This window comes from Anaerohalosphaeraceae bacterium (assembly GCA_037479115.1).
Lineage (GTDB): Bacteria > Planctomycetota > Phycisphaerae > Sedimentisphaerales > Anaerohalosphaeraceae > JAHDQI01.
This window is the reverse complement of sequence record JBBFLK010000002.1, coordinates 45202-71780: the sequence shown is the minus strand read 5'-3', so window position 1 is coordinate 71780 and position 26579 is coordinate 45202. Positions and strand designations below refer to the sequence as shown.

14 protein-coding genes are annotated in these 26579 nt (G+C 54.3%); 12 read left to right on the top strand and 2 right to left on the bottom strand.

What is annotated here, in order from left to right; genetic code table 11:
• Nucleotides 1-398 precede the first annotated feature (398 nt).
• The 5 genes from WHS88_01205 (at nucleotide 399) to WHS88_01185 (ending at nucleotide 17295) form a co-directional block, all read left to right on the top strand.
• Nucleotides 399-12401: a S8 family serine peptidase gene (locus WHS88_01205; protein MEJ5258791.1), complete on the top strand. Its 12003-nt coding sequence runs from the start codon at nucleotides 399-401 to the stop codon at nucleotides 12399-12401.
• A gap of 231 nt (nucleotides 12402-12632) precedes the next feature.
• Complete coding sequence (locus tag WHS88_01200; protein MEJ5258790.1) at nucleotides 12633-13355, top strand: ATP-binding cassette domain-containing protein; 723 nt, start codon at nucleotides 12633-12635, stop codon at nucleotides 13353-13355.
• A gap of 40 nt (nucleotides 13356-13395) precedes the next feature.
• A complete protein-coding gene (locus WHS88_01195; protein MEJ5258789.1) occupies nucleotides 13396-14127 on the top strand; it encodes an ABC transporter permease in 732 nt (243 codons plus the stop codon).
• Nucleotides 14127-16115: a GldG family protein gene (locus tag WHS88_01190; GenBank protein ID MEJ5258788.1), complete on the top strand. Its 1989-nt coding sequence runs from the start codon at nucleotides 14127-14129 to the stop codon at nucleotides 16113-16115. The genes WHS88_01195 and WHS88_01190 overlap by 1 nt, the downstream gene beginning before the upstream one ends.
• A 37-nt stretch (nucleotides 16116-16152) precedes the next feature.
• Complete coding sequence (locus tag WHS88_01185; GenBank protein MEJ5258787.1) at nucleotides 16153-17295, top strand: DUF4340 domain-containing protein; 1143 nt, start codon at nucleotides 16153-16155, stop codon at nucleotides 17293-17295.
• A gap of 2 nt (nucleotides 17296-17297) precedes the next feature.
• Here WHS88_01185 and WHS88_01180 read toward each other — a convergent pair whose 3' ends face one another.
• The gene (locus WHS88_01180; protein MEJ5258786.1) at nucleotides 17298-18842 is read right to left on the bottom strand and encodes a hypothetical protein; all 1545 of its coding nucleotides are present in this window, start codon (nucleotides 18840-18842) and stop codon (nucleotides 17298-17300) included.
• A gap of 175 nt (nucleotides 18843-19017) precedes the next feature.
• A complete protein-coding gene (gene xth / locus WHS88_01175; GenBank protein MEJ5258785.1) occupies nucleotides 19018-19830 on the bottom strand; it encodes an exodeoxyribonuclease III in 813 nt (270 codons plus the stop codon).
• 181 nt (nucleotides 19831-20011) lie between these two features.
• Here xth and WHS88_01170 point away from each other — a divergent pair, with 181 nt between their 5' ends.
• The 7 genes from WHS88_01170 to WHS88_01140 all read left to right on the top strand — a co-directional run bounded on the left by WHS88_01170 (nucleotide 20012) and on the right by WHS88_01140 (nucleotide 26558).
• On the top strand, nucleotides 20012-20449 hold the full coding sequence (locus WHS88_01170; GenBank protein ID MEJ5258784.1) for an Rrf2 family transcriptional regulator: 438 nt from the start codon (nucleotides 20012-20014) through the stop codon (nucleotides 20447-20449).
• Nucleotides 20450-20471: 22 nt separating this feature from the next.
• Nucleotides 20472-21398, top strand: coding sequence for a cysteine synthase A (gene cysK / locus WHS88_01165; GenBank protein MEJ5258783.1), 927 nt, complete (start codon nucleotides 20472-20474; stop codon nucleotides 21396-21398).
• 8 nt (nucleotides 21399-21406) lie between these two features.
• A complete protein-coding gene (gene epsC / locus WHS88_01160; protein ID MEJ5258782.1) occupies nucleotides 21407-22360 on the top strand; it encodes a serine O-acetyltransferase EpsC in 954 nt (317 codons plus the stop codon).
• Entirely contained in the window at nucleotides 22347-23261 is a 915-nt protein-coding gene (nadA, locus tag WHS88_01155) for a quinolinate synthase NadA (protein MEJ5258781.1), read from the top strand. The genes epsC and nadA overlap by 14 nt, the downstream gene beginning before the upstream one ends.
• Nucleotides 23262-23297: 36 nt before the next feature.
• Nucleotides 23298-24188, top strand: a complete 891-nt coding sequence (gene nifU, locus WHS88_01150; protein ID MEJ5258780.1) for a Fe-S cluster assembly protein NifU — start codon at nucleotides 23298-23300, stop codon at nucleotides 24186-24188.
• 1 nt (nucleotide 24189) lies between these two features.
• Nucleotides 24190-25353, top strand: coding sequence for a cysteine desulfurase NifS (nifS, locus tag WHS88_01145; GenBank protein ID MEJ5258779.1), 1164 nt, complete (start codon nucleotides 24190-24192; stop codon nucleotides 25351-25353).
• Nucleotides 25354-25478: 125 nt separating this feature from the next.
• Entirely contained in the window at nucleotides 25479-26558 is a 1080-nt protein-coding gene (locus WHS88_01140; protein ID MEJ5258778.1) for a sugar kinase, read from the top strand.
• The last annotated feature ends 21 nt before the right edge of the window (nucleotides 26559-26579 follow it).

Genomic DNA, 26579 nt, shown 5'->3' with positions numbered 1-26579 from the left:
GAAATGATGGAAAAATACAAAAAAAACTGGAAAAAGAAAAGAAAAATTGCTATGATAAAACATCATTTATTTTCTGGTTTTATAATTCATTTTTTATAGGTCATTTTGCGATTATAGGGACAAAAATTGTTCTTATTCGATTGGGGGTTTTTTTAGTCCTATAAAATCATCTTTCTCCAGGTTGTTCAGTTTGTGTATTTTCAAAGCTTCTTGACTAAAAATGGGCATTTTGGTAAGGTAGGATAAACTCGCCTTTTACGTTTTCCGATACGGTAAAGGTGTTGTCTGGACTCACGGTACATCATGAGGATGTTCACGAAGTCGAGTAAAACGATACACGAACAATATTTTGGAAAGCCGTCAAAATGGGAAATAAAGGGTCCTTTACGGAGGGTGCCATGGCACGCAAGGTTTCTTGGGCTGTTCTCGTTCTTTTTGTCCTTTCTTCTCTCGGCATAGCAGGTTTCTTCCAAAATCCTTCCAACCCTTCCCATCTTCCTTTGTATCGGGACGGGTATTTGCTGGTGCGCTTTTATGAAACAGGCACCAGTTCCACTGCAGCGGCCATAAGGACGGCGGTTGTGCAGCAGGCCGGCGGCGGGACGATTGTTCGGATGATGGGGGACCTCGTGCCTGGTTTGGCTTTGGTGAAATTGCCTGCCGGGGTTGATGTCCAAAAGGCTCGAATCGCTTTCCAGGCGACGCCGGGAGTGCAGTATGCCAGCCCTGATTATATCCGAACCAAGGCTCTGGTCCCGAATGATACGTATTTCGGTCAGCTGTGGGGGCTTCATAATGTCGGTCAGTCCGGCGGCACCTTTGATGCGGATATTGATGCGCCCGAAGCGTGGAACCTGTCTGTCGGCAATCAAAATATTGTCGTGGCTGTTATCGATACCGGAATTGATTATACACATCCGGATTTGCAGGCGAACCTGTGGGTCAATACGGCGGAACTGAACGGCAGCCCCGGTGTGGATGATGACGGAAACGGCCTTGTTGACGACATTTACGGGTATGATTTCGGCGATTGGGATTCTGACCCGATGGATGAGGACGGTCACGGGACTCATGTTGCCGGAACCATCGGAGCTGTCGGAAATAACAGCCGGGGGGTTGTCGGCGTCAACTGGAATGTTCGTGTGATGGCGTTGAAAGCCAGCACAAAGATTGTAATAGACAATGTCGAACACAGCGTCTTTTATGATTCGTCGCTGATTGCGGCTCTGAATTATGCAGTTCAGAGAGGTGTCAAGGTGAGCAATAATTCCTATGGCGGAGGGAGTTTTAACCCGGCGATGTATGACGCCCTTATGGCGGCTCAGCGTGCCGGACATTTGTTTGTAGCGGCGGCCGGAAACGATGCCAGCAACAATGATGCCGTGCCCTTCTATCCTGCCGGGTATGATTTGGATTTGATTGTATCCGTCATGGCGACAAACCGCAATGACCAAAGGGCTTATTTCTCCAACTGGGGCCGAACCACGGTCGATTTGGCTGCACCGGGCCAGGATATTCTCAGTACTGTTCCCTTGTCGCTGGATACAGACGGTACGCCGGATGGATACGCGTTTTACAGCGGCACCTCGATGGCCAGTCCGCATGTGGCCGGAGCCGCGGCGCTGCTTTGGTCGCTTTCTTCGACATTAACGGCGGCCGAGGTCAAACAAATTCTGATGGGCTCGGTTGACCCGCTGCCGTCTCTGAACGGATTTTGTGTAACAGGAGGGCGTTTGAATTTGTACAAAGCCCTGTCTTCCGTCCAGATTGAAGATACAATTCCTCCGTTTCCGAATCCGGCTCAGTGGGATATTGTCCCGACGGCAACGGGTCTGCGTCATATCGTTATGCAGGCGCAGACGGCGACGGATCCTTCCGGAGTACAGTATTATTTTGAATGCCTGGAGAATCCCAATTTAAGCAGCGGCTGGCAGGATGAACCCCTGTATATTTTAGGCGATACGCCTGACGAAAGAGCTCTTCTGCAGCCGGGAACCACCTACACGTTCCGCTGCAAGGTTCGGGATAAATCGACTCGCTATAATGAAACGGCCTGGTCTGAAGCCAAGCAGACCACCACGGCCGTCGAGGTGGACAATCTGCCGCCGGCTCCGAATCCGCCGCGGTGGAAAGCGGTTCCGCGTGCGTTGGGCAATCTGCGGCTCGGCATGGAGGCTGTAACGGCGTACGATGAAAACGGAGTGGAATACTTCTTCGATTGTGTCGAGGCCTCCGAAGGCAATCCGGATGATTACGACAGCGGCTGGCTGACGGTGCCGTATTACTTTACACCGGTTATTCCCGGCGGGGTTGCCGGAAAGGAATTCCGGTTTGTGCTTCGGGTTCGCCAGGCAGGCGGAGGCAGCGGCGGACTTCCGGAGGCCATTACCGCTGATTCAGAGCCGATTTCGGTCGGTTATACGACTGTGCCCGTGACTCGTCATGTTCCGTCGGCAGCTTATCCAACCATCCAGATTGCTGTCAATGCCTCGCGGTCCGGGGACCGGGTCGTGATTCATCCGGGTTTGTACCGTGAAACCAATATTTTGGTGGACGGCAAGGCCATCACCATCCGCAGCCTAAATCCGGATAATCCGGATGTGGTCAGTCAGACCATCATTGACTGTGAAGATATTTGGAACTTCTGGGCCGGGGAAGAACGCCGAGCCTTTATCTTCCGCAATGTGGGACGAAACACGGTTCTTGCCGGTCTGACAATCCGGAATGCTACGGCGTTTGATGACCCGGATTTGTATGCAAACTCGTCTGTCTGGGAAAGCTTCTCGGAAAATGGTGAAGTGATTTATGCTCGAGGCCGGGACGGTCGGGATGCCTACGGCGGTGCCATTTATATCGGGCAAAAAATCCCTGCTCCGACAAACAGCCGCGATGAGTTTTCCGCCTATCCGAAAGAGTTTCGGGAAATTAATCCGGCCAGTCCGACCATTCGCAACTGTATTTTTGAAAGATGTACAGCTATCGGGCAGGCTGGCTCCCATGGCGGAAATGCACCGGCAGTCGGTCCGGGCAGGCACGGTTTGCCCGGCGCCCGCGGCGGTTATGGCGGGAATGCCTACGGCGGAGCCATTTTTGCCGTTCAGGGTTCTTCGCCTTTGATTTATGGATGCCGGTTTACCGATTGTGCGGCTGTCGGCGGAAATGCCGGCAACGGCGGCAACGGCAGCGACGGAGGTGAAGTACCTGATAGTGTTGAAAGAAGCCCCGGTTATGACGGCGGCAGCGGGGGTGACGCCGGCAAGGGCGGCTGTGCCTGGGGCGGCGCGATCTATTTTGAGCCGGACTGCAAGCCGGAACTCTACAATGTTTCTATTTCCAACTGTTATGTTCAGGTTGGAGAAGCCGGTCGGGGCGGCAACGGCGGCAACGGCGGGGCGGGAAAAGATGGACCGGGCGGCCGCGGCGGTCCTGGTGGAGTTGGCGGTGACTTAAGAGAGCCCTATTCCGCCGGCGGTGCAATTTTCTTTGGTGAAAATACAGAAGTCCTCATGGACGGCTGCACGTTTGACAACTGCCGGGTCATTGTGGAACTTCGGGGTGATTATTCCGGCGGCAACGGCGGCAACGGCGGTCCGGGAGGAAATGCCCCGAATGGTCCCGGCGGCAACGGCGGTCCGGCCTATTTTGTTCCGGATAAGCTGTATGAGCTGGGGACAGTCAGGGATGCTCTTGGGAATCTTCTTCAGGAAGGTGTGCGGGCCAATGGCGGGACCGGCGGCAACGGCAACCCCGGCGGGGCCGGCGGGTTCCGGTTTGGGGGCGGTGGGTCAGTGAACGGACGCAGTTTCTCCGGCCACACCGGCATCTGGCCGTCTAACCTCTACTATATGGCCTATTATTGGGAGGATACCGGCAATATCGATAATTCTTACACCCATACGGAAGACCTTGAGGATTATCTGAGGGGGACCTGGTTTGAGTGGGATGTTAAGAATAATTATCCTCCGTTCCCGATTGAGTTTGAAGAGGGGTACACGGATATCCTGATTGTCAGGAATCCGATTATCTTCTACAGTCCGTATTATCCATTCTATGGTTTCCTTTTAACAACGGAAGAGTATGAAGTAACGCTCGAGACGTCAGACCCGAATAATGCGGATGACCCGGCCACGTGGTATTGGTCTCGGGCGAATCAACCGATTTCAAGTGAAACGGTTTTCATGAGGCAGTTGTCGGCGACAGACCCGGATAAGCCCAATGCCGGGGCCTGCGCGGGTGCAAACTTCTATGGGGCCGGCAGCGTGGTGACAATGAAGAACACCACGATTTCCAACTGTCGGGCTTTTGCCAATCACGGCGGGGCGGAATTGTACGACAAAGGCAGCCGTGCCGTGTTTGAAAACTGCGTGTTCGAAGGCAACAGCGTATATGCCGATGTCAGCAATCCGACGGATTATCGGTATGAGGGCTTTGGAGGCGGAATCTTTGCCGACCAGCCCGAAAGCATGGTCTTTACAAACTGTGTGTTCCGCAGCAGCGATGCCTTCAGCGGCGGGGCTCTGTACTGCAATTTTGCGCCTTCCACCGAGGACAAAGCGGGGGTCCTTCAGCTGACGAACTGTACGTTCAGCGGAAATGCGGCGGACTACCACTTTGTCCAATCTTCTGCCGGCGGTTTGTATGCGGGCAATTCGCTCACTCCCTATGAAGAGTCTTATTTCAACAATTTCTTCCCGCAGGGCGACTCTCCGGGAGATCGGCAGCGAGAGATTGACACGTTTGTTACTTCCGAATACATCAATCACGGTCGAGTCAACTTCTATTATATTGTCCAAACGGAGCTGTGGGATAACCGTACGGACCTTGACCGAATTCTGGCCGGGGAACAATCGCCCCGCTATACAGTTTCGATTACCGATGGTCTTTTTGAGAATCACATTTCGCCCAGCGGCGGCGGTTTTTATGCAGATGCCTCCCAGCTGGAGATTCGGAGGACTCAATTTACCGGCAACACCGGACATCTGGGGGCCAGCGGTTTTGTGTACGGCTGCAATCTGACGGCCAGCGAGAATGTTTTCTCCGGCAACAGCGGTGTTTACATTGCGCCGCGGCGTCAGCTGGACAGCAGCAGCTTCTCCTCGCTGATTTGTGCGGCGGGTCTTTATGTTTCTGATTCGGATGTCCTGCTCACGTCCAATCGGTTTGTCGAGAATGAGTCGGATGGTTATGCCGGGGCCCTGGCATTGATTGGGCCGCCTTTGAACTGGGACCGCCCGCAGGAGGTGATTAACAACCTGTTCTTCCAGAATACGGCTCTCAGCGGCGGCGGTGCCGTTCAGGCCGCCTGGTCCAGCGATGTAAGTCTGGTGAACTGTACGTTTGTGGACAATACCGCCACGAACATGCAATATGGTGCGGGCGGTGCTCTGAGTGCCTATGACAGCTTTGTGGATGTGACCAATTCGATTTTCTGGAACAACAAGGCCGTTCTGGGTTCACAGATTTCTGTTGGAGATCCTTTTGATACGTGGGATATTCCGTTTACGACGGTTCTGCTGGATTACAGCATTGTCCAGGGCGGACTGCGGGGCACGTATGTTGCCCCCGGCATCCAGCCGTGGCTGTGGTACGGACCGAACAATCTTCAGACGGATCCGCTTCTGGTGGATTTCGGCTCTGCACAAATGCCGCTGGCTCGAACGGCCTATCTGAGCCATCTTGCAGCGGGGCAGCTGGCTGACAGTCCCTGCATCAATGCCGGCTGGGGCGATGCGGCCTGGCTGGCTTCCCGGTTGGGATACCCGGTAACGACCCGCACCGACCATGAGCCTGACAGCGGCCGGGTGGATATAGGATATCATTACAATGCCGATCCGACTCTGGTGAAAACATATACCCTGAACGCCTCTGTTTTCGTGGCGGATGTGAATCCGATGGGGAAACTGAAGGCGTCCTGGACGGCCAATGATGTGCTCAACGAAGTCGGACCGGCGGTGGTTCTGCCGCCGATTACGGTGACCCAGGGAACAGTGGTTCGTCTGGAGGCTGTTCCGGATGACCCGTCTCTCTATCGAGTCAGGCAGTGGCGGGGGACAAACAATGATGCTTCTGTTGCAGCAGTCAACTTTGTCGTGGTGGGGATGGACCGAACCGCGACTGTGGAGTTTGAAGTCGGGATTCCCAAGTTTATTCCCGTTCCCTCTCAGGTGGCTACGCTGTCGGAAGCGATAGCGCTGGCTCGCGACGGAGATACGATTGTTCTGGCCCCGCGTCCGGGCATTCCCTACACGATTGAGTTTGTGGATACGGATTTTGACGGCATCGGCGAAGGGCTGGACCTGCAGGGCAAGAGCATCGTGATTACGTCGGAAAATCCGGATGACCCGCTGATTGTGGCCTCCACGGTTATCGACTGCGGCGGAACACGCTATCAGCCCAGCCGCGGATTTGTTTTCCGCAGCGGCGAAGGGCCTTCGACGGTCATTCAGGGCCTGACGATACGCAACGGCTTTATGGTTGGTGCTCTGGGCTTAAGCGGAGCGATTGTGAATGGTCCGTATCCGCCGATTGAACAGACGCCTTTGCCGCCTCCGCGGGCCAACAGCGGAATGGATGCGTTCGGCGACGGCTACGGCGGTGCGATTTTGTGCACAAACGGCAGTTCGCCGACGATTCGCAAGTGTGTGTTTGAAAACTGCACTGTAACGGGCGGTTACGGCGGAGACGGCAACAATGGACGGCCTGCGATTGAAAATGCACAAGCCCCGGACAATGACGGCCAGTCCGGCGGTCACGGCGGAAGCGGCTATGGAATGGGTTACGGCGGAGCGATTGCCTGCGTCGGCAACAGTTCACCGATAATTGAAGCCTGCGTTTTCCGCAATAACAAAGCCATGGGCGGCTGCGGCGGCAACGGCGGCAACGGCAGCAACGGTGAGACCGGCGGCAAAGGCAGCTGGGGCGGCAACGGCGGCGATGCCTACGGAAACGGTGTCGGCGGTGCTATTTACGCCGATACAGGATGTCAGCCGACGATTCGGAACTGCATTTTTGAGAACAATATTGCCCAGCATGGTATTCCGGGTACCGGCGGCTCGGCGGGCACCGGTCAGGCTTATCAGCAGCCCTATAACGTCTTTTATCCGGGAGCGGATGGGACGGTAAATGTCTATCCGAATCAGCCGCTGGACGGCGGTGCAGTTCGTTTGGGGAATGACGCCGAAGCAAATATTATTGGTTGCACCTTCATTGGAAACTATGCCTTCGAAGATACTTTCGAGAACTGGCTGGACAATCTGGTTCCCGTGACATGGCGGATGTACACAAACGGAGGCGCTGTGGCTGTCGGCACTTCCAGCAGGCTGCTGCTGCAGGACTGCCTCTTCAAAGAAAACATGGGCGGGGCTGTCTGGTGTGATGACTACACCACGCTGGAAGTGGAGAACTGTGAGTTTTCCAACAACGGTACCTATGAGAAAGTCCCGGGGATCGATTTCTATACAGAGTATGAACTGGCATTCCTTCGTTCTGTGGATGAGTCGCTGCTGTCCGATATGATGGAATCCCTCGGAGAGGCCGGCGCGATTACCCTCGGGAAACACTCGCCCAGCGCGGTGGTGACGAACAGCCGCTTCTTTGGCAATTATACGCTGGGCAGCGGGGGTGCCATTCGTTCTGACAGTTCTTTGACCCTGACGGACTGTGTGTTCGGCGGCAATACAGCCAGCCGCGGCGGTGCCGTGGAGATGTATTTCAATCCGACACCGACGCAGTCGGCCAGGACGCTTATGCTGCAGATAACAGGCTGTTCCTTTGCTGACAATGATGCCTTCCTGCTGGGCGGCGCCGTGTTCGGCCGCAAGGTGAACCTGGCTGTCGAGAACGGAACATTTGTCCGCAATGAAGCCCGCAGCGGCGGCGGCATTTACGTGACCGAAGGTGAGATGAACATCGGCAACAGCATCTTTACGCTCAACACGGCGACCGGCATCAAGCGGTATTACCAGACGGCCAGCGGGGAAGGTCAGGGCGGTGCTATCGCCTGTATGAACGCCAAGGCCGACATCTGGAACAGCCGGTTTGCGGAGAACCGGGCGGAGGGACAGACCGGTCAGGGCGGTGCTGTGAACTTTACAAACGGCGATGTCCTTCTGTCTCACCGACTGAGCAACTGTTTGTTCACGGATAACTGGGCTCAACAGTCCGGCGGAGCGGTTGCCGCCAAGGTTGGTTCCAGTCCGGTGATTGAGTTCTGCACCTTCTCGGGCAATCTGGTGGGGGCGTCCGGAAACGGCGGCGCTGTTTACATCGGCCCGAACGGTGCGGCTGTTTTCAGCCACACGATTGTGGCCGGCAGCAACGGTACGGCCGTGGCCGAAGATGCCCCGGCGGACTCCCAGTTCCAGCGGTGTCTGTTCTACGGGCATATCGGAGCGGATTACACTGCTTCCCTGCCGGCAGATACCCTGCGGGCGGACCCGCGGTTTGAAGCTGGACCGTTGGGCAAGTGCTATCTGAATCAGACGCTCAGCCCGGCCGTCAACGCCGGTCTTGTGACGGCATCTTCGATCGGCCTGCACCAGTTTACGACAGACCCGGCGGATCTCGCGGCGGATACGGGAATGGCGGATTTGGGTTATCACTATCCGTTTGCCTCCGGTCTGCCGACGTATACGCTGAATGCCTATGTGGAAGGCGGGCTCGGTACGGTGACCGTAGTACCTGCTCAGCCCTTCTATTACAAGGGACAAATTGTCGAACTGACTGCTCAGGTGAACACAGGGTATGTGATTACCGGCTGGTCTGGTACAATTCATGACAGCAGTACCGATACGGCCAATCGAGCGGTTATTGACGGCAATAAGGTTGTGCTGGTCAAGGTCCGTCCGCAGAAGACGCTGTATGTGGGTGGTTCTGCCGCCTACAATTCACTGTCTCAGGCCATGAATGACGCCAAGGACGGAGACATAATCGTTGTCAATCCGGGTCTTTATCAGACGACCAGCAATACCAATTTGGATTTGGAGACCTTTGCGAGCTTCGCCGGAAAGAGACTGACAATCCGCAGTTCCAATCCGGATGACCCGGAGACGGTGGAAAATACCATTTTCGATAGGCAAGGTCTCTATCTGATTGGTCTGAAGGAAGGTTCGCTGATTGAAGGACTTACCTTCCGTCAAAGCAATTTGATTATTCAGCGTTCTTCCGCAACGATTCGAAACTGCCGTTTTGTCAGCTGCAACTGGAACGGCGGAACAGGTGTGACTCCGCAGGGGTGCGCTCAAGACGGTGTGAACGGCGGTATTGCGGAAGGCGGAGCGATTGATATGCGAGAAAGTTCCGTCCGCTTTATCGGCTGTCTGTTCGAGGGCAACTCGATGACGGGCGGAAACGGCACCAACGGTAATGCCGGCTGCGATGCGCATCCGGACGGCGGCGACGGCGGCTGGCCGGGCTGGGCCTACGGCGGCGCGGTTTCCTGCCAGTTCAGCAGCGATGCAGTGTTTGAGAATTGTACGTTCCGCAACAACTTTGTCCTGGGCGGCAACGGCGGCAACGGCGGTGCCGGAAAAGCGCCTCCGAATCCCGGCTACGGCGGTCTGGGCGGCGGGTGGAATTATTCCGACCAGGTCGAAATCGGCTGGCTGATTGACCGCGGCTGGGACGGCTGGACGAACGGTCATAAGTATGATTTCCCGCTCACCTACCTGGAGATGTATGATTGGGAGATATTCGCCAAGTGGTTTGAGCTGGATACCAATAAGTACAAGAGCTGGAAGGACTTCTATCGCTATTACCAGTACGACCCGTATGACGCTTACCTGTCCTATTGGCGCTACGGCGGATACGGCGGCGCGGTATTCTGTGCCTACGGCAGCAGCGCCCGGTTTGTCGGCTGTGTCTTTGAAGGCAACAGCAGTAACGGCGGCGTCAGCGGCGTCGGCGGTTCCAATTCGTTCGGCGATGTGCCGGAACCGAGCCGCGCTTTGGATATCCCCAACGCCGGCGGTGCGGTGTATGCGATGTACGACTGCACGCTCGAGTTTGAAAACTGCGTCCTGGCCAACAACCGGGCGGATACGAACGTGCAGCAGTACCCGCATACCATCCACGTGGCCTTCGGCGGTGCGGTGGCTTATCAGTACGACTGCGTGGCCAGGTTCATCAACTGCACACTGGTTGGAAATGAGGCCAGCGACGGCGGCGCTATCTATGCCAACGCGTCTGCTACGCTGATTCAGGACTGCAACGTGGCCGACAACACTGCGTATCTGGGCGGCGGCTTCTTCCAGATTTATAATGAGGCGGTTGTGAAAAACAGCCAGTTCCGCCGCAATGTGGCACACAGCCCGTCCTTTGCGGCTCCGGTGGAAAATGTCTTCCTCGGGCAGGGCGGCGGTATTTATACCGGCAGTACCGGTTTAAGTCTGCGGGATACGGTCTTTGTGCAGAATGCAGCGGACTTCTCCGGCGGCGGACTGTTTATGACCGGTGTATCCTCTGTCAGCTCGAAGATTAAGAACTGTCTGTTTGCTCAGAACAGTTCCGGCCGCGACGGCGGCGGTGCATCCGTCTTCTGGGGTGCCAATCCGGTCATTCAAAACTGCACCTTTGCGGATAACCAGGCGACCGGACGGCTGAACTATCCGGTGGGTACCGGCGGCGGGTTGTATGTCGGCTACAACAGTACAGTTGATGTCATCGACAGCATTTTCTGGCTGAACTATGCTCTCCAGGGAGCGCAGGCCACGGTGGGTTCCGGCTTTGATACGGAGCCGTATCCATCAGTGATGAATCTGTCGTACTCCAATGTGCTGAATGTTCTCACTTCCGGCAATTCCATTTATGTGCGGCCCGGAAGCACGCTGAATAGAGGTGCTGGGGTCTTCAGTGCCAATCCGATGTTTGAAGGCCCGGTCGATCCGACCCGCGAAGTCCTGCCGGAAGAGTACTATTACCTGAATCCGTCCAGTCCGTGCATTGATGCGGGCAGCGATTTGGCCCGGAATCTGGATTTGGACGGCTACACCACACAGCTGAGCGGCGTGCTGGACCGCGGCGAAGTGGATTTGGGCTACCATTACTTTGTTGTTCGACGGACCGAATGCGCCAAAGTGGATAACTCGCTGGCCTTGAGCGGCCGCATTGATTTGAGTGACTTGGCAATTCTCGGCGTCCGGTGGCTCAACCAGCCCTGCGGTTCCCCCGGCTGGTGCGGCGGAGCGGACCTGAACTTCGACCGGGTTGTCGATATGTCGGATATGGCTTCGCTGGCGGTCTGCTGGCTGGAGGAAGATACGCTTCCGCCGACGCCCAGTCCGATGCAGTGGGCTGAACTGCCGGCCCCGCTGCCGCTGACAACGGCGAGCGGGACCCCGAATCCGGATTATCGGATTGACAAGGTCGCGATGAAAGCGATTCAGGCCCACGACGCCTGGTGGCCGGATGAGTATCTGGAATATGCGGTGGAATGTGTTTCGCATCCTGCTGTTACAACTCCGCTGGTCTGGACGACGGACCCGTCCAGGGTTCTCACCGGACTGTATCCGGGCGAGCCGTACGAGTTTGTGGTGTATGCCCGCGATCCGAAAGGGAACGTGACCCTGCCTTCTGCAGCGGCTTCGGTCAGGCCGGGCAGCAACTACAATCTGCTGGCACCCAATCCGGCGCAGTTCGAGATTCCGCCGGCCGGTTCCGGGCCGACCACAATTACGATGACGGCTGTTCAGGCGACCGGTGTGCCGGCGGTTCCGGCTCCGCTGGTTGGAAAGGGAACGTTCCATGTTGAGTACTGCTTCATCAAGACGGATGCGGCGGGCAATCCGCTGAATCTGCCGGCGGGGACGAACCCGATTGTGCAGCAGGATTATGACCCGTCTCAGCCGTCGGGCAAAATCTATACGACCACGCCGTGGCGGTTTACAGATACGGGGCTGGTGTTGGGGCAGACGTATTACTATCGTGTCTTTACCCGATTGGTCTTCCGGGAAACCTCGACCGGTACTGTGCGGATAGTGGCGTTGACCGAGCCGTCGGCTGTGTTTGCGGCCGGCACGATTGAGGTCGATTTGACCCCGCCGACACCGAATCCGGCGCAGTGGGAAATCTGGCCCAGCCATCTGCAGTATGATACGTGGTATCACTATATGCGGGCGGCGGAAGCTCAAGACCCGAGCGGTGTGGAATACAGATTTGTCTGTGTGACCTTCCCGAGCTTGAGCAGCGGCTGGCAGAATGTGGACAATGTGGCCGGTATCGTGGATCCGGACTTTACGCCGCGGCTGCCGAATGAATACTGGGTGCCTGTGTATGTCTCGACGGCATACTATGATTACTACATCCTTGTGCGCGACCGCTCGCCGAACCAGAATCAGACGCAGCCCAGTGCAACCTGCCGGGCCGGTACAAATGCGGCTACCTGCCCCAATCTACCTATCCAGTAAGGCATAGCCGATTTGAAAATCCCAAGGGCTGTCCGGTTGAGCCGGGCAGCCCTTTTGATAGGCAGTGTCCGCTATTTGTGCCTAAAAAAACTTCTTCGGGGTTGACATTTCTTTTCAGGAATGTAAAAAAGAAAGACTCATGTTAACAGGGCCCGAATACCTGGAGGGCTTGACTGCGGCGGGCTCCATTCTGTGAATTCTGTATCAACTGAATGAATGGGAGTATAAGGGATGATTGAGGTTCAGCAATTGACCCGCAGATTCGGACCGATTGTAGCAGTGGACGGTATTTCATTTCAGGTTCAGAAAGGGGATATTCTCGGCTTTTTGGGCCCCAACGGCGCGGGCAAGAGCACGGCGATGAAAATGCTGGCCTGTTTTCTGCCGCCCGACAGCGGTACGGCCAAAGTCTGCGGATATGATATTGTCCAGCAGCCTCTGCAGGTGCGCCGTTCGATAGGATATCTGGCGGAAAATGCGCCGGCCTATCCGGAAATGACGGTAGCGGGCTTTCTGAATTTTGTCTGTGATGCACGGGGGCTCAAAGGAGCAGCCCGCCGGGAGGCCCTCGACCGAATTGTCCCGCTGTGTTCCATCGGCACGGTTTATCATCAGACCATTGATACGCTCTCCAAAGGATACAAGCGGCGCGTCGGCCTGGCGCAGGCCCTGATTCACAATCCCCCTGTGTTAATCCTGGATGAACCCACGGACGGTCTGGACCCCAATCAGAAACATGAGGTGCGCGACCTGATTTTAAAAATGGCCAAAGAGAAGGCCATCATCATTTCAACCCATATTTTGGAAGAAGTCGAGCAAATCTGCACGCGGGCAATTATTATCGCACGCGGACGGATTCTGGCCGATTCAACTCCGCAGAAACTTCAGGCGGATTATCACGGAACGCTGGAAGAAGTCTTCCGGAAGATTACACTGGGCAAAAAGACGGCTTAACGGCCGAAGATTGTCAACCGCACAGGCAAGGAGTCTGACCATGAACGGCTTTTGGGCAGTCTTCAAACGAGAATTAAAAGGATACTTTTCCACTCCCGTTGCATACGTCTTTCTGGTGGTGTTTCTGTTTTTTGCGGGGTATCTTCCGTTTCGGGAAGGTTTTTTTGAAGTGCGGCAGGCGGATTTAAATCTCTTTTTCAAGATGCTTCCGCTGCTGTTTGTTTTCATGGTTCCTTCGACGGCGATGCGGCTGTGGGCGGAGGAGCGTCGGACCGGTTCGATTGAGCTGCTTCTGACCCTGCCGATTACGGTTCCGCAGGCGGTTTTGGGCAAGTTTTTTGCCGCATGGACTTTCCTGGCGATTGCCCTGCTGCTGACATTTCCGATGCCCGCGGCGGTCTTTTATCTGGGGGAGCCGGACCCGGGTCTGATTGCCGCCGGGTATCTGGGGGCCTTTTTGATGGCCGGCGGGTTTTTGGCCGTCGGGGCGTTTTTTTCCGCGCTTACCAAGAACCAGGTCATCAGCTTTATCCTGTCCGTGGCGGCCTGCGGAATTCTTGTCTATGCCGGCATGCCTTCCACGCTCGAGTATCTGTCGGGAACCCTGCCGGCGCCGCTGCTTTCTTTGATTGAATCCCTCAGTTTTCAAATCCGGTTTGATGCCATCCAGCGGGGCATTATTTCCGTGAAGGATGTCGCGTACTTTGTGATTCTGATTGCGGCCTGGGTGTATGCCTCGATGTATGTTCTGGAAGAAAGGAAGGCGAACTGATGAATCGAACCATACGTCTGATTGTCGTCGTATTGTTGATTCTGGTCATTGCCGTGTCGGCTGTTCAGATTGTCCAGCGGCTCTTCGGGAGCTGGCGGATTGATGTGACCCAGGAAAAACTGTACACCCTTTCGGAAGGCACGAAAAATATCCTGCAGGCCCTGCAGCAGCCGCTGACCCTTCGGCTTTATTACACCAAAACAGCCACCCTCAGCGCTCCGGACCAGATTCGCTTTTTCAATGCTTATTATGAATATGTCCGGGCTCTTCTGGAGGAATATGTTCGCTATTCCAACGGGAAAATTAAGCTGGAAATTATTGATCCCCGTCCCTATTCCCAGGAAGAGCTGGCGGCTATCCGCTACGGACTGAAGCGGTTTTCGATTACCGAAGAGGAAAGCTTCTTCTTCGGTCTGGTAGCCCAAACGGAACTGGGAGTGACCAAGACGATCCCGTTTTTCAGTCCCGAACGGGAGAATTTTATCGAATATGATATCACCTATCTGATTGATACGGCCGTCAACCCGCCGAAGACACGTGTGGGCATTCTCAGCTCGCTGCCCGTGATGGGGGATGATGTGTCCGGGTATATGGCGGCGATGATGCGGATGCAGGGACAGCGGCCGCGCGGGCCCTGGGGCCTGGTCCGGCAGCTGCGGGAGTTGTATGCGGAAGTGCGGTCCATTCCGACGGATACGGAAGAAATCCGAGATGTGGACCTGCTGCTGGTGATTCACCCCAAGGACCTTTCCGCGAAAACCCGGTATGCCATTGACCAGTATATTCTCAAAGGCGGGCGGGCCGTCATTGCATTGGACCCGTTTTCCGTGGTGGACCGGCCGGACCCGGCGATGATGCAGTACGGAATGGAGCACAAAGCCGCCTCCTCGCTGGATGATTTGCTGGCGGCCTGGGGGCTGGAGATGCCCGCCAATACGTTTGCCGGCGACCGCATGCTGGCCGGAGTCGGGTCTCCGTCGCCGAATGAACGCCCGATTAAGATCATTCCGTATCAGAAACTGACGGCGGCCTACGGATGTTTTAACAAGAATGTGCCGATGACGGCGGCTCTGAATGAGGTGACGTTCTGGTTTCCGGGGGTTTTGAAGAAAAAGACGGATTCATCCAATCTGCCGGCGGATTTGGAGCTGGTTCCTCTGATGATGACCACCAAACAGGGAAACAGCTGGACGATATCGCATCCGTTTGAACTGCGAAACCCGGACTATGCGGATATTCTCCGGAGGTTCCGTGACGGTACGGAAGAACAGGTTCTGGCCTATCGGGTGACGGGGACCCTCCGCTCAGCTTTTCCGGATGGGCCTCCGAAGGAAGACAATCAAGAGAAAAATGGAGAAGAAGAAAAGCAGGAATCTGCGTCTGAAGAAACCAAGCCGGCTTCAGAGCATCTGTCCGAAGCCCGTCAGCCGACGGCGGTTGTCGTGGTGGCCGACGTGGACTTTCTCAGTGATGTGCTGGCTTATCAGGAGACGATTTTCGGGCTGGCCGTCGTGGGGAATAATGCGGCGTTTGTGCTGAATGCTTTGGAAGAGCTGTCCGGTTCTACGGATTTAATTCGGCTGCGTTCACGCGGCGGCTATAAGCGTCCCTTTACACGGGTCGACCGGATTGAACGGGCCGCTGAGGAAAAGACAGCGGAGGAAGAGGCCCGGATTATGGCGGAAATCAAGGGGTTTGAGACCCAGCTGAATGAAAAACTGCGGGCGCTTGAATCCAAAGAACGGGAGCTGATTAATAAAACCATTCTCGAAGAGAAGAAGGAAATCGAACTGAAACTGCATCAGGCGGAAATGCGGCTGCGCGACGTCAAGATGAAAAAGGTGGCCGATAAGGAAGCCCTCAAAAACCGCATCCGGAATTTCTGCACGCTGCCTGGTCCGCTGGCGGTGCTGACGGCGGCGGTGGTGCTGGCGGTTTATCGGTCCCTGAAGCGCAGATATTCCATTCAGCATATGAGAGAACCCTAACCGTTCTTAAAACCAGTTGGACAGGGAGTCAACGGCGATGAACGATCGGAAAGTAGCGATTTTGGCGATAGCAGCGGTTTTGGCGGCGGCGGGTGCAATCCTCTCCTCTCGATTGAGTCGCAATTACACCCCGCCGAAAGTCACGATTTTTCCGCTGATTGAAGGGTTGGACCTCGACCGGATTCAGACGATTGTTGTGGCATCCAAGACTGCAGACGGTCCGATTCACCTGGACCGCAGCGGAAACAGTTTTACGATTCGGGAAAAGGACGGTTATCCGGCCCATGTGAGCAAGGTCAATTCGCTGATTTCGAACTGTCTGGATATCCGCATAACATCCGACGCCCTGATTACTTCCAATCCTGCTAATCATGCCCAGATTGGAGTCACAGAGGACACAGCCCGCTGGCGGGTGGAGTTCCTGGGGGCGGACCAGAAGCCGATAACCGGTCTGCTGGTTTCGGAATCCAAGTCAAACAGTGAGCAGACACGCCCTGTGAGCGCCGTTCGAACGACTAACAGTCCGAATGTCTATCGGCTGACGGATGAACCGTATATTCCCACACGGGCGATGGATTATATCGAGGCCCAGATTCTCCAGCTGGAGCGGGAGAAAATTGTTCGTGTGACTGTGACTGACCCCAATCAGCACAGTTATACCCTGAAGCCCCAGACGGATTCGTATGATTTGCTTCTCGAACCGCTGCCGGAAGGCAAACAGGTTCGGCAGGTTAATGCCAAAACGACCTTTTCCGCTCTGACCTATTTGCGGGCGGATGATGTGGCCGCCGCCTCCAAAATGCCGGAGCTGAAATTTCTGAACACGTATGTTTGTGAAGTGAAAAATTATCTGGTATACACAGTTCGTCTGGCGGAACAGGACGGCAAATATTATATACGGCTGTCGGCCCGTTATACGGGACCGGAACCGCAGGTTCAGCAGCAGGCGGAATCTGAAGAAAAACTCAAAGAGCGCGAAGCCCTCTTTCTGGCACGGGATGCTGCCGAATCATTTACCGCCAGACATGACGGCTGGATTTATATCATTCCTTCCTACAAAGCGCAGGAAATGCTCCGTCCGCTGGAGGAACTGGTTGAAGACAAGCCGAAGGAACCCGCCGCCGCTGAAACACCTGCACAGACAGCTCCGCAGGAATCATCTCCGGAGTCTGAAGTGTAGTTTTATCGGCAGTAGCGGAGATATTCCAGCCCTTCCGGAAGGGGGATATTGTTGCCGAAGAGGTCCTCTCCGTACCCGTGTTTGGCCAGCAGTTCAATGTCGGCCAGAACCCGTTTGTCTCCGACAAAGCGGACTTTTGTATCGGTAAAAATGTCGATTTTGCCGGCCGCCTGCAGCCGGATAATTTCATCCATTACCAGTTTCAGCAGGGGGATATTCTGAGTCGTTTTCGGCGATTCAATGTGAAGCGGCTTTTCATAGATAATCAGTTTGTTGTATTCGGATAAGGTCATCAGGATGGAGCGAATCAGCGAAGGGATATCCTCGTCTGTCGTTTCCGGAACGAGGTTCATGCGGATGATTTCGTTGGCGATATCGCGCCGCTTGTGTGCGTTGATTTCCTCGTTGGCGCGGAACAAATGCAGGGGGGCCTTGGCGTCATAGCTTTTGCCGTCCAGTTCCATTGTCACTTCACTGCCGTAATGGAGGACGATGTTGGCAATCAGGGTGGAGGGGCGAACGTGAAAACCGCGGTAGGGCGGGACCGGTACTTCAATGCTGCCGATTTCCGTATAACGCTGAAGCATCATCCGGCACAGATTCTCGGCACTGCTGAGGTACTGAACGACGAAATGAATTGAATAATTCAGCATCACCTGCAGGAGCACTTCCGGTTCGACCAGCCGCTTTCGCCCCGGCGGCAGATGAACCCGGAAAGGACCGGCATGCCGTTCGATGTAATGGGCGAAGTCCCGGGCCGTTCGGAGCAGATGAAGAACTACGCTGATATGTCCCCGCAGCACGGGAATTTCCGGGTCCACGCCTTCTGTTTCCGTGGTGGAAACGTAGGTGTCGTAAAGGGATTGAAGATTGTGAAAACGCAGTTCAAAAGAGCGCAGCTTGTCCTCCCGAAGCGGGCCAATAAAATCGCACAGCTGCATATCGCCTTTCATGGATTCCTTCGGCAGAGACTGTTTGCATTCCGCCGAGAGGTTCAGAAAAGATGTCGCCAGCATCGAAATCGTTTGAGAGACGGCATCGATTTTCCGGGCTCCTAAATCATGCGGCAGCCGCCCGGGCGGCAGTTTCTCGCTGTAGTACTCTTCCGGCAAATCCACCTCCGGTACCGGCAGGTGAAGATTTCTGGCTTCTTCGAGGAGGCGACGGGTTGCTTCGACCAGAATCGATTCCGTAAACGCGATGGCATCAACGGTATGCTTTTCAAAATCCTCTCCAATGTCCAGCAGACGGTAGGCGGGGATACTGTGCTGGATATGAAGGAGTTCGTAGCTGACGTAAGAGAACAATTTGATAGCAGCTATCAGAGAACGGAAACGTTCCCATTTGGAATTGTTTCGAGCCCCATAGGCATCCAGAAGCTCCTCCAGCTGGGTCGATTGAAACAGCAGTTCGCCCAGCAGGGGCCGGGTGAGAATTTTCGGATGCTGGCCGTGGGCGACTAAAAAGCCGGAGGCGCGAAACAATGCTCCAGAGCGGCGAGCAATCAAATGATGAAAATCTTCATAGGAGATTGTGGGAGGTACCATATTTTTCAAGGCTCTCAAAAAGAAAAACCAACCTTATTCAAGACAAATAATGTCTCGTTCCATCGTTTGTTGGTTTCCCTATGGTAATTATATCGTCTTTCTGGTTTTCAGGTTTACAAAGATTAGACAAGATATCCTTTTTTAACAGTTTTTCAAGAAAGGACTTTGTTTATTTTTACAAGGCAAATTCGGCAGCCAGGACCGTATGATCACTCGGTTTTTCTGCCTTCCTCGCTTCCAAATCAATCCAGCAATCTGTACAGGTTTTAGCAAGGGGTTCGGTTGCCAAAATGTAATCGAGACGCCATCCTAAATTCCGTTTGAATGCATTCGGTATCCGATAGTCCCAAAATGTATAATGTCCGGGTTCGGGATGATGGCGACGAAACAGGTCTATAAAGCCCCAATTTAAGGTGTCTTCAAACGCCTCTTTGACCTCTCGGCAGTAACAAACATGCCCCCAAAGCCCTTTTGGGTCGTAAACGTCTATGGGTTCAAGGGCGGCATTCATATCGCCGCACCAGACGACGAAATCTTTTTGGGGATGAAAATGGGAGGAAAAATACGATTTCAGGAGATGAAAATACTTTAATTTATAATGAAACTTTTCTGTTCCGACTTCCTGGCCTTGAGGGATATAGGTGTTCAAAATCACGATTTTGCCGATTCTGACTTTCAAAAAACGGGCCTCGCCGAGCGGGTCGCCCGGCAGCTCCTGTTCAATGTCCTCTAAAGGAAATCGGCTGAAAATGGCGACACCGTTGTACTTCTTTTGCCCGCGAATTATGATTTCATATCGGAAATCTTTGAACTCTTGGAGGGGAAATTCCTCATCCTGTACTTTGGTTTCCTGGATGCAGAGAACATCCGGTTTGTGTTTTTTGAGCCAGTCTTTCACTAACTGGATTCGGCTTCGGATGGAATTGACGTTGTATGTGGCGATTTTCATAATCTGTCTTTCGGAGCGTTTCTTCCTTCCAATCTTCAAAACAACACTTCCGTTGTCAAGCAAAATCGGGGAAATAAGTATAAATGTGTCCGGTAATTCCGGTTATTGGCCGTATTCTTGATATGCAATTCAGAATATTGTATTTTTAACCGCACAAATAAAGTTTTTTCAAGTATATAGAGAAAAACTACTATAATACTGTAAAATAGAGGAGAATGTTATGAAACTGTCGTCGCGGACAAGGTATGGGATTCGGGCGATGCTCGAATTGGCTCTCGAGTACGGCAAAAGACCCCTGCAGATTAAGTCGATTGCAGACCGAGAAGACATTTCGAACAAATATCTCGAGCAGCTGATTGCGATGCTCAAGAGCGCCGGCCTGGTGCGGAGTGTACGAGGTCCCAGAGGCGGCTATATGCTGGCCAAACCGCCGCAGGAAATTCTTCTAAAGGATATTTTTGTTACGCTGGAGGGCCCGATTTCTTCGGTGGACTGTCTGGAACATTCTCAATTTACTCCCTACTGTACGGATTGTGCGACACGGCAAATCTGGAATGAGATTCAAAGTGCCATCAGCAAAGTTTTATCGTCCCGCACTCTGAAAGATTTGATTGACCAGACGAATCAAGACAAGGACGCAAAAAATTTCCAAATCTAATCCTCTGCAGATAAGGTGCTTTATGGGCCGAATTTATGAAGATATTACAAAAACAGTCGGTCGCACTCCTCTTGTCCGGTTGAATCGAATGGTCGGACCGTATGGAACTGTCCTGGCCAAGATGGAGTCCTTCAACCCCTGCCACAGTGTCAAAGACAGAATTGCCGTATCGATGATTCAGGCGGCGGAGGAAAAAGGACTCCTGAATCAGGATACGACTCTGATTGAGCCCACAAGCGGAAATACCGGTATCGGCTTGGCGTTCGTCTGTGCAGCTCGGGGATATAAACTGATTCTGACTATGCCGGAATCGATGAGCATCGAGCGGCGGAAACTGTTGGCAATGCTGGGGGCGCAGATTGTTCTGACCCCGGCTTCTCTGGGTATGTCCGGCGCCATCCAGGAAGCCAAACGGCTGAAGGAGACGATTCCGAATTCTCTGATTCTCCAGCAGTTCCAGAATCCGGCCAATCCGGAGATTCACCGCCGGACGACGGCTGAGGAAATTTGGGAGGATACCGGCGGCAAAGTCGATATTCTGGTGTCCGGTGTCGGGACCGGCGGGACGATTACCGGATGCGGCGAAGTGCTCAAAAAGAGAAATCCGAATTTGAAAGTGATAGCCGTAGAACCGGCCGATTCCCCCGTTCTTTCCGGCGGAAAGCCGGGGCCCCATAAGATTCAGGGAATTGGGGCCGGGTTTGTTCCGGATGTCCTGAATACAAAAATCTATGATCAGGTGATAACTGTTACCAATGAGCAGGCCTTTGCCGCCTCACGTCTGCTGGCCCGTATGGAGGGAATTTTGGCCGGCATCAGTGCCGGAGCGGCCTGCCATGTTGCCGTAGAGTTGTCCAAACAAAAGGAAAATGACGGCAAGACAATCGTTTTCATTATGTGCGATACCGGAGAACGGTATCTGTCCACGGATTTATATGCTCAGCTTTGAAATTTCTCATGGACTCTGAACCTGTATTCAACTATGACGCCGTTGCCGAACAAATCGTCAAGACCTATGAAGACGATTCCGGTATTAACTTTATCGACATAAAAAACCTGCCGGTCCGGGAGCGTATTATCCATGTGGTTGACCTCCTGTTTGAGATTCTTTTCCCCGGCTATACCGGCAAACGAACCGTCAAGCGTCCCACCGTCTTTTCTGTGGTGCATGAATTGCTGCTGGCCGTTCGGCGCGAACTGTCGGAACAAATCGAGCGGGCCCTGCGTCACAACTGCCGTCTGACGGACTGCCCGACCTGCGATTGTCCGCGTCTGGCGCTGGAATGCACGGACCGGCTTTTGATACGGCTTCCGGAGATTCGAAACATCCTGAAGACCGATGTCCAGGCCGCCTATGACGGGGACCCGGCTGCTCAATCTCTGGAGGAAATCGTCATCAGCTATCCGTTTATTACGGCAATAGCCGCCCATCGGATTGCGCATGAACTGTATCGGATGCAGGTGCCGCTGATTCCCCGCATTATTTCCGAATGGGCCCACAGCCAGACAGGCATTGATATTCATCCCGGTGCCACAATTGGAAAACGCTTTTTTATCGACCACGGCACGGGGGTTGTCATTGGAGAGACGTCGATTATCGGGGAAAATGTCAAACTGTATCAGGGCGTTACCCTCGGGGCCCTGAGTTTTCCGAAGGATGAACGAGGACGTCTGATTCGAGGCTGCAAGCGTCATCCGACGCTCGAAGACGATGTGACGGTGTATGCAGAGGCCACCATTCTCGGCGATATCACCATCGGACGAGGAGCTGTGATCGGGGGAAATGTCTGGATTCGTGAATCGGTGCCTCCGGGGGCGGTCGTGATGGTGGCCAAGCCGGAATCCATGTATGTAACGCGGAACCGAAACCGTTCCAGGTCTGAGACGGGCAAAAAAGATGAGCACACTTGAAGAACACATTCAGACCCTTAAAAAGAAGCGAAATGCGGTGATTCTGGCTCATAATTACCAGCCGGGACCGATACAGGATATTGCGGATTTCGTCGGGGATTCCCTGGGTCTGAGCATTCAGGCCTCCAAGACCCAGGCCGATGTGATTGTCTTCTGCGGTGTTTTGTTTATGGCGGAAACAGCCGCCATTCTGTCGCCGAAAAAGACGGTGCTTCTGCCGGATATTACGGCCGGCTGTCCGATGGCGGATATGATTACGGTCCAGCAGCTGGAACTGCTTAAGCAGAAGCATCCGGATGCGCTCGTAGTTTGCTATGTCAACTCTCCGGCGGATGTAAAGGCCCTCAGTGATTACTGCTGTACCAGCAGCAACGCCGTTCAGCTGGTCAGTCGGCTTCCGCAGGACCGGCCGGTTATTTTTGTTCCGGACCGGCATTTGGGACAATTTGTCGCGGACCGAACCGGACGCTCGCTGATTCTGTGGCCCGGCTATTGCCCGACTCATTTAAAAATCAGCCCGGAAGATATTGAAAAAGCCCGGCAGCGGTATCCGAACGCCCTTGTACTGGCCCATCCGGAATGCGGCCCGGAAATCCGCCGAATGGCTGACGAGCTGCTCAGTACCGGCGGAATGATTCGGTTTGCCGGGCAGAGCAAAGCCAACGTGTTTATCATTGCCACCGAGGAAGGTATTGTGCATACTCTTCGGAAAAAGTATCCGGAGAAAACATTTGTGCCGATCAGCGAGTTTGCCGTTTGCCCGAATATGAAGAAAATCACGCTGGAAAAACTGCTCTGGTCACTGCAGGATATGCAGTACCGCGTTGAGGTGCCGGAAGCAGTAGCAAACAGGGCTCGAAAAGCCCTTGAGCGAATGATGGAAATTTTGCCGGAAGGGTAAAAGACGGTTAATCCGTTCAAAAGCGGAGTATAAGCCATGTGGGATTATACCGATAAAGTGATGGAACATTTTCTGAATCCGAAAAATGTCGGCCGGATTGAGAATCCGGACGGCATCGGCGAGGTCGGTTCGCTGGCCTGCGGCGATGCCTTGACGTTTACATTCAAGCTCGGCCCGGACGGACGGATTGCCGATGCCAAGTTTCAGACATTCGGTTGTGCCAGTGCGATTGCCTCTTCGTCTGTTTTGACGGAAATGGTCAAGGGGCTGACGCTTGAAGAAGCGGAAAAAATCACCAACAAGGATATTGTCGAGCGGCTGGGCGGCCTTCCGGAACAGAAGATGCACTGCTCGGTGATGGGCCACGAGGCGCTGATGGCTGCCATTGCCTACTACCGCTCAAAAGGAAAAGGGGCTCCGCCCGCCGTCAAGAGCGGGAAGATTGTCTGTACCTGCTTCGGTGTTACGGATGAGGAAATCCGCCGGGTCGTCCGAGACAACAATCTGACCACAGTGGAACAGGTGACGAACTACTGCAAAGCCGGAGGCGGATGCGGCGGATGCAGGGGACAGATTGAGAAACTGATTGAGGAAGTTCAGGGGGACAAGGTACGCCAGCTGCGCGCCGCTCCGGAGCCGCCGCCCCGGAAACTGACCAATATCCAGAAAATTGCGCTGATTCAGGAAGTGCTCGGGGAACAGGTCCGGCCTGCCATGCGGGCTCACGGCGGCGATATTGAATTGATTGATGTGGTCGGCAACCGTGTGATTGTGGCGTTTCGCGGAATGTGTGCCAGCTGCAAACTGGCCGACTATACGATGAAGGAAATCGTCGAGGCCAAACTTCACGAATATGTCAGTCCGGATTTGATTGTCGAAGAAGAGGCAGATGCCGCTCAGCGGCCTCACAGCCATCAGGAGAGTTAAGATGGACTCGGTCATTTATATGGACAACAATGCCACTACGAAGGTGGACCCGGCGGTTGTCGAAGAGATGCTGCCGTATTTTGAGCAATGGTACGGCAATCCCTCCAGCATGCATAGTTTCGGAGGCCGTGTAGCCAAGAAGATTCAGCAGGCCCGTGAACGGATTGCCGCGCTGCTCGGCTGCCAGCCCGATGAGATTCTGTTTACCAGCGGCGGCACCGAAAGCGACAATACGGCGATACACGGCACGCTGGCGGCCTATCCGCGCAAGCGAAAAATCATTACAACGCGCGTTGAGCATCCGGCGATTTTAAGTCCCTGCCGTCATCTTGAGCAGCACGGTTATGAAATCTATGAATTATCTGTTGACCGTCAGGGACGGCTGAGTCTGGATGAGCTGGCCGAGGTGCTCGATGACAACACGGCCCTGGTGACAATTATGTATGCCAACAATGAAACCGGTGTGATTTTCCCGATTGAGGAAATCGGGGCTCTCTGCCGGGCTCGCGGTGTACCATTTCATACCGATGCGGTGCAGGCCGTCGGGAAAATTCCGCTGAATCTCAAAGACAGCACAATCGACATGCTCAGTCTGTCCGGGCATAAACTTCACGCTCCCAAGGGAATCGGCGTCCTTTATATCCGCCGCGGCGTTCGTCTGGTGCCTTTTATTCTGGGAGGGCATCAGGAAGCGGGCCGGCGGGGAGGGACGGAAAATGTACCGGGCATTATCGGTTTGGGCAAAGCCGCCGAATTAGCTCGCGAATATATGGAGGATGAAAATACGCGCGTTCGGGCCCTTCGGGACCGTTTGGAGGCCAAAATTCTGGCGACATGCCCGGATACGATGGTCAACGGCGACCGTCAAAATCGGCTTCCGAACACCCTGAATGTCAGCTTCGAATATGTAGAAGGCGAATCGATTTTGATGATGCTCAATCAGTACGGCATTTGTGCCAGTTCCGGCTCGGCCTGTACCTCCGGTTCTCTGGAGCCCTCTCATGTAATGCGGGCGATGGGAGTCCCCTTTACGGCGGCTCACGGCTCCGTGCGGTTCAGTCTGAGCCGTTTCAATACCCAGCAGGAGGTCGATTTTGTCGGCGAGAAAATCGGGCCGATTATTCATCGCCTTCGCCAGTTAAGTCCTTTCGTTAAGACAGCTTAACGATTGTCCCTGTTTCCGATTCTCCCGTCAAAAAAGACTTGATGAATCTGTCTTTTTGCGGTACAAACTGACCAGACATCGGCGTAGAAAATTGTCTGTGTTTTAGGTAAGGAAAGGGTATTTTCATGGGCCTCGAATTGAAAAAAGGTTGTCAGTATCATCTCGTTGTTCCAACCAGTATGGGGGTTCGTTTGACGCCGCTGAACGGTCAGCCGATGCATTGTGCGCGTCTGCTGATGATGCAGGCCACCAGCGCCGAGACGAATGTTGCCAGTGTTTCCTCCTACCTGGGACTCCGCGTCAAAGTTTTGACAACCTTTGTCAAAGACAGCCCGATTGCCCAATTTATCAAAGATGACCTGGCCTCTCGTCATATGGAATATGAAGGCAAGGAAGTCCCGCAGGGCGGGCCGTGGGGGTACCGGCATCAGTTCAATCTGGCCGACAGCGGATACGGCAGCCGCGGACCTCGCGTGCACAATGACCGGGCCGGCGAGGTAGGGCGGACGCTGAATGTGAAGGATTTTGATTTGGAGCGTCTGTTCGGCAAAGAAGGGGTGCAGATTATCCATATGTCCGGTCTGATTGGGGCGCTTTCGCCGGAGACGGGGCAGTTTTGTCTGGAACTTGCTCGCGCCGCCAAACGGTATGGGACCAAGATTTCTTTTGACCTGAACTATCGGGCCTCATTCTGGAAGAATCGGGAAAAGGAATTGCGAGCCATCTTTACGGAAATTGCATCGGTTTCGGATATCCTGGTCGGCAATGAAGAGGATTTCCAGCTGGCACTCGGCATCGAAGGGCCGGAAGCAGGGGGCAAAGATATTGCCGCCAAGATTGACAGTTTCAAGGGGATGATTTCCAATGTCAAGAAGACCTTCCCGAACGCATCCGTTTTCGCCACAACGCTGCGGCAGGTGCTCAGCACCGAGCGTCATTTGTGGGGAGCGATTATGGCGGAGGGGAATGACTGGTATGTGATTGAGCCCCGCGAAATCACCGTGCTGGACCGCATCGGCGGGGGAGATGGGTTTGTCGGCGGTCTGCTGTATGCGATTTTAAAGGGCTGGGAACCGGCCAAGTGGGTTCAATTCGGCTGGGCGGCCGGAGCCCTGGCGACAACCCTTCTGACGGATTATGCACAGCCGGCCGATGAAGAGCAGATTTGGAGCATCTGGGAAGGCAACGCCCGCGTAAAACGCTAAAACACCAGGCAGCCGCTCAGT

Bases quoted from the DNA above. Each gene is read 5' to 3' on its own strand.
- WHS88_01205 (MEJ5258791.1), top strand. From the start codon at position 399: ATGGCACGCAAGGTTTCTTGGGCTGTTCTCGTTCTTTTTGTCCTTTCT.
- WHS88_01200 (MEJ5258790.1), top strand. From the start codon at position 12,633: ATGATTGAGGTTCAGCAATTGACCCGCAGATTCGGACCGATTGTAGCA.
- WHS88_01195 (MEJ5258789.1), top strand. From the start codon at position 13,396: ATGAACGGCTTTTGGGCAGTCTTCAAACGAGAATTAAAAGGATACTTT.
- WHS88_01190 (MEJ5258788.1), top strand. From the start codon at position 14,127: ATGAATCGAACCATACGTCTGATTGTCGTCGTATTGTTGATTCTGGTC.
- WHS88_01185 (MEJ5258787.1), top strand. From the start codon at position 16,153: ATGAACGATCGGAAAGTAGCGATTTTGGCGATAGCAGCGGTTTTGGCG.
- WHS88_01180 (MEJ5258786.1), bottom strand. From the start codon at position 18,842: ATGGTACCTCCCACAATCTCCTATGAAGATTTTCATCATTTGATTGCT.
- WHS88_01170 (MEJ5258784.1), top strand. From the start codon at position 20,012: ATGAAACTGTCGTCGCGGACAAGGTATGGGATTCGGGCGATGCTCGAA.
- cysK (MEJ5258783.1), top strand. From the start codon at position 20,472: ATGGGCCGAATTTATGAAGATATTACAAAAACAGTCGGTCGCACTCCT.
- epsC (MEJ5258782.1), top strand. From the start codon at position 21,407: ATGGACTCTGAACCTGTATTCAACTATGACGCCGTTGCCGAACAAATC.
- nadA (MEJ5258781.1), top strand. From the start codon at position 22,347: ATGAGCACACTTGAAGAACACATTCAGACCCTTAAAAAGAAGCGAAAT.
- nifU (MEJ5258780.1), top strand. From the start codon at position 23,298: ATGTGGGATTATACCGATAAAGTGATGGAACATTTTCTGAATCCGAAA.
- nifS (MEJ5258779.1), top strand. From the start codon at position 24,190: ATGGACTCGGTCATTTATATGGACAACAATGCCACTACGAAGGTGGAC.
- WHS88_01140 (MEJ5258778.1), top strand. From the start codon at position 25,479: ATGGGCCTCGAATTGAAAAAAGGTTGTCAGTATCATCTCGTTGTTCCA.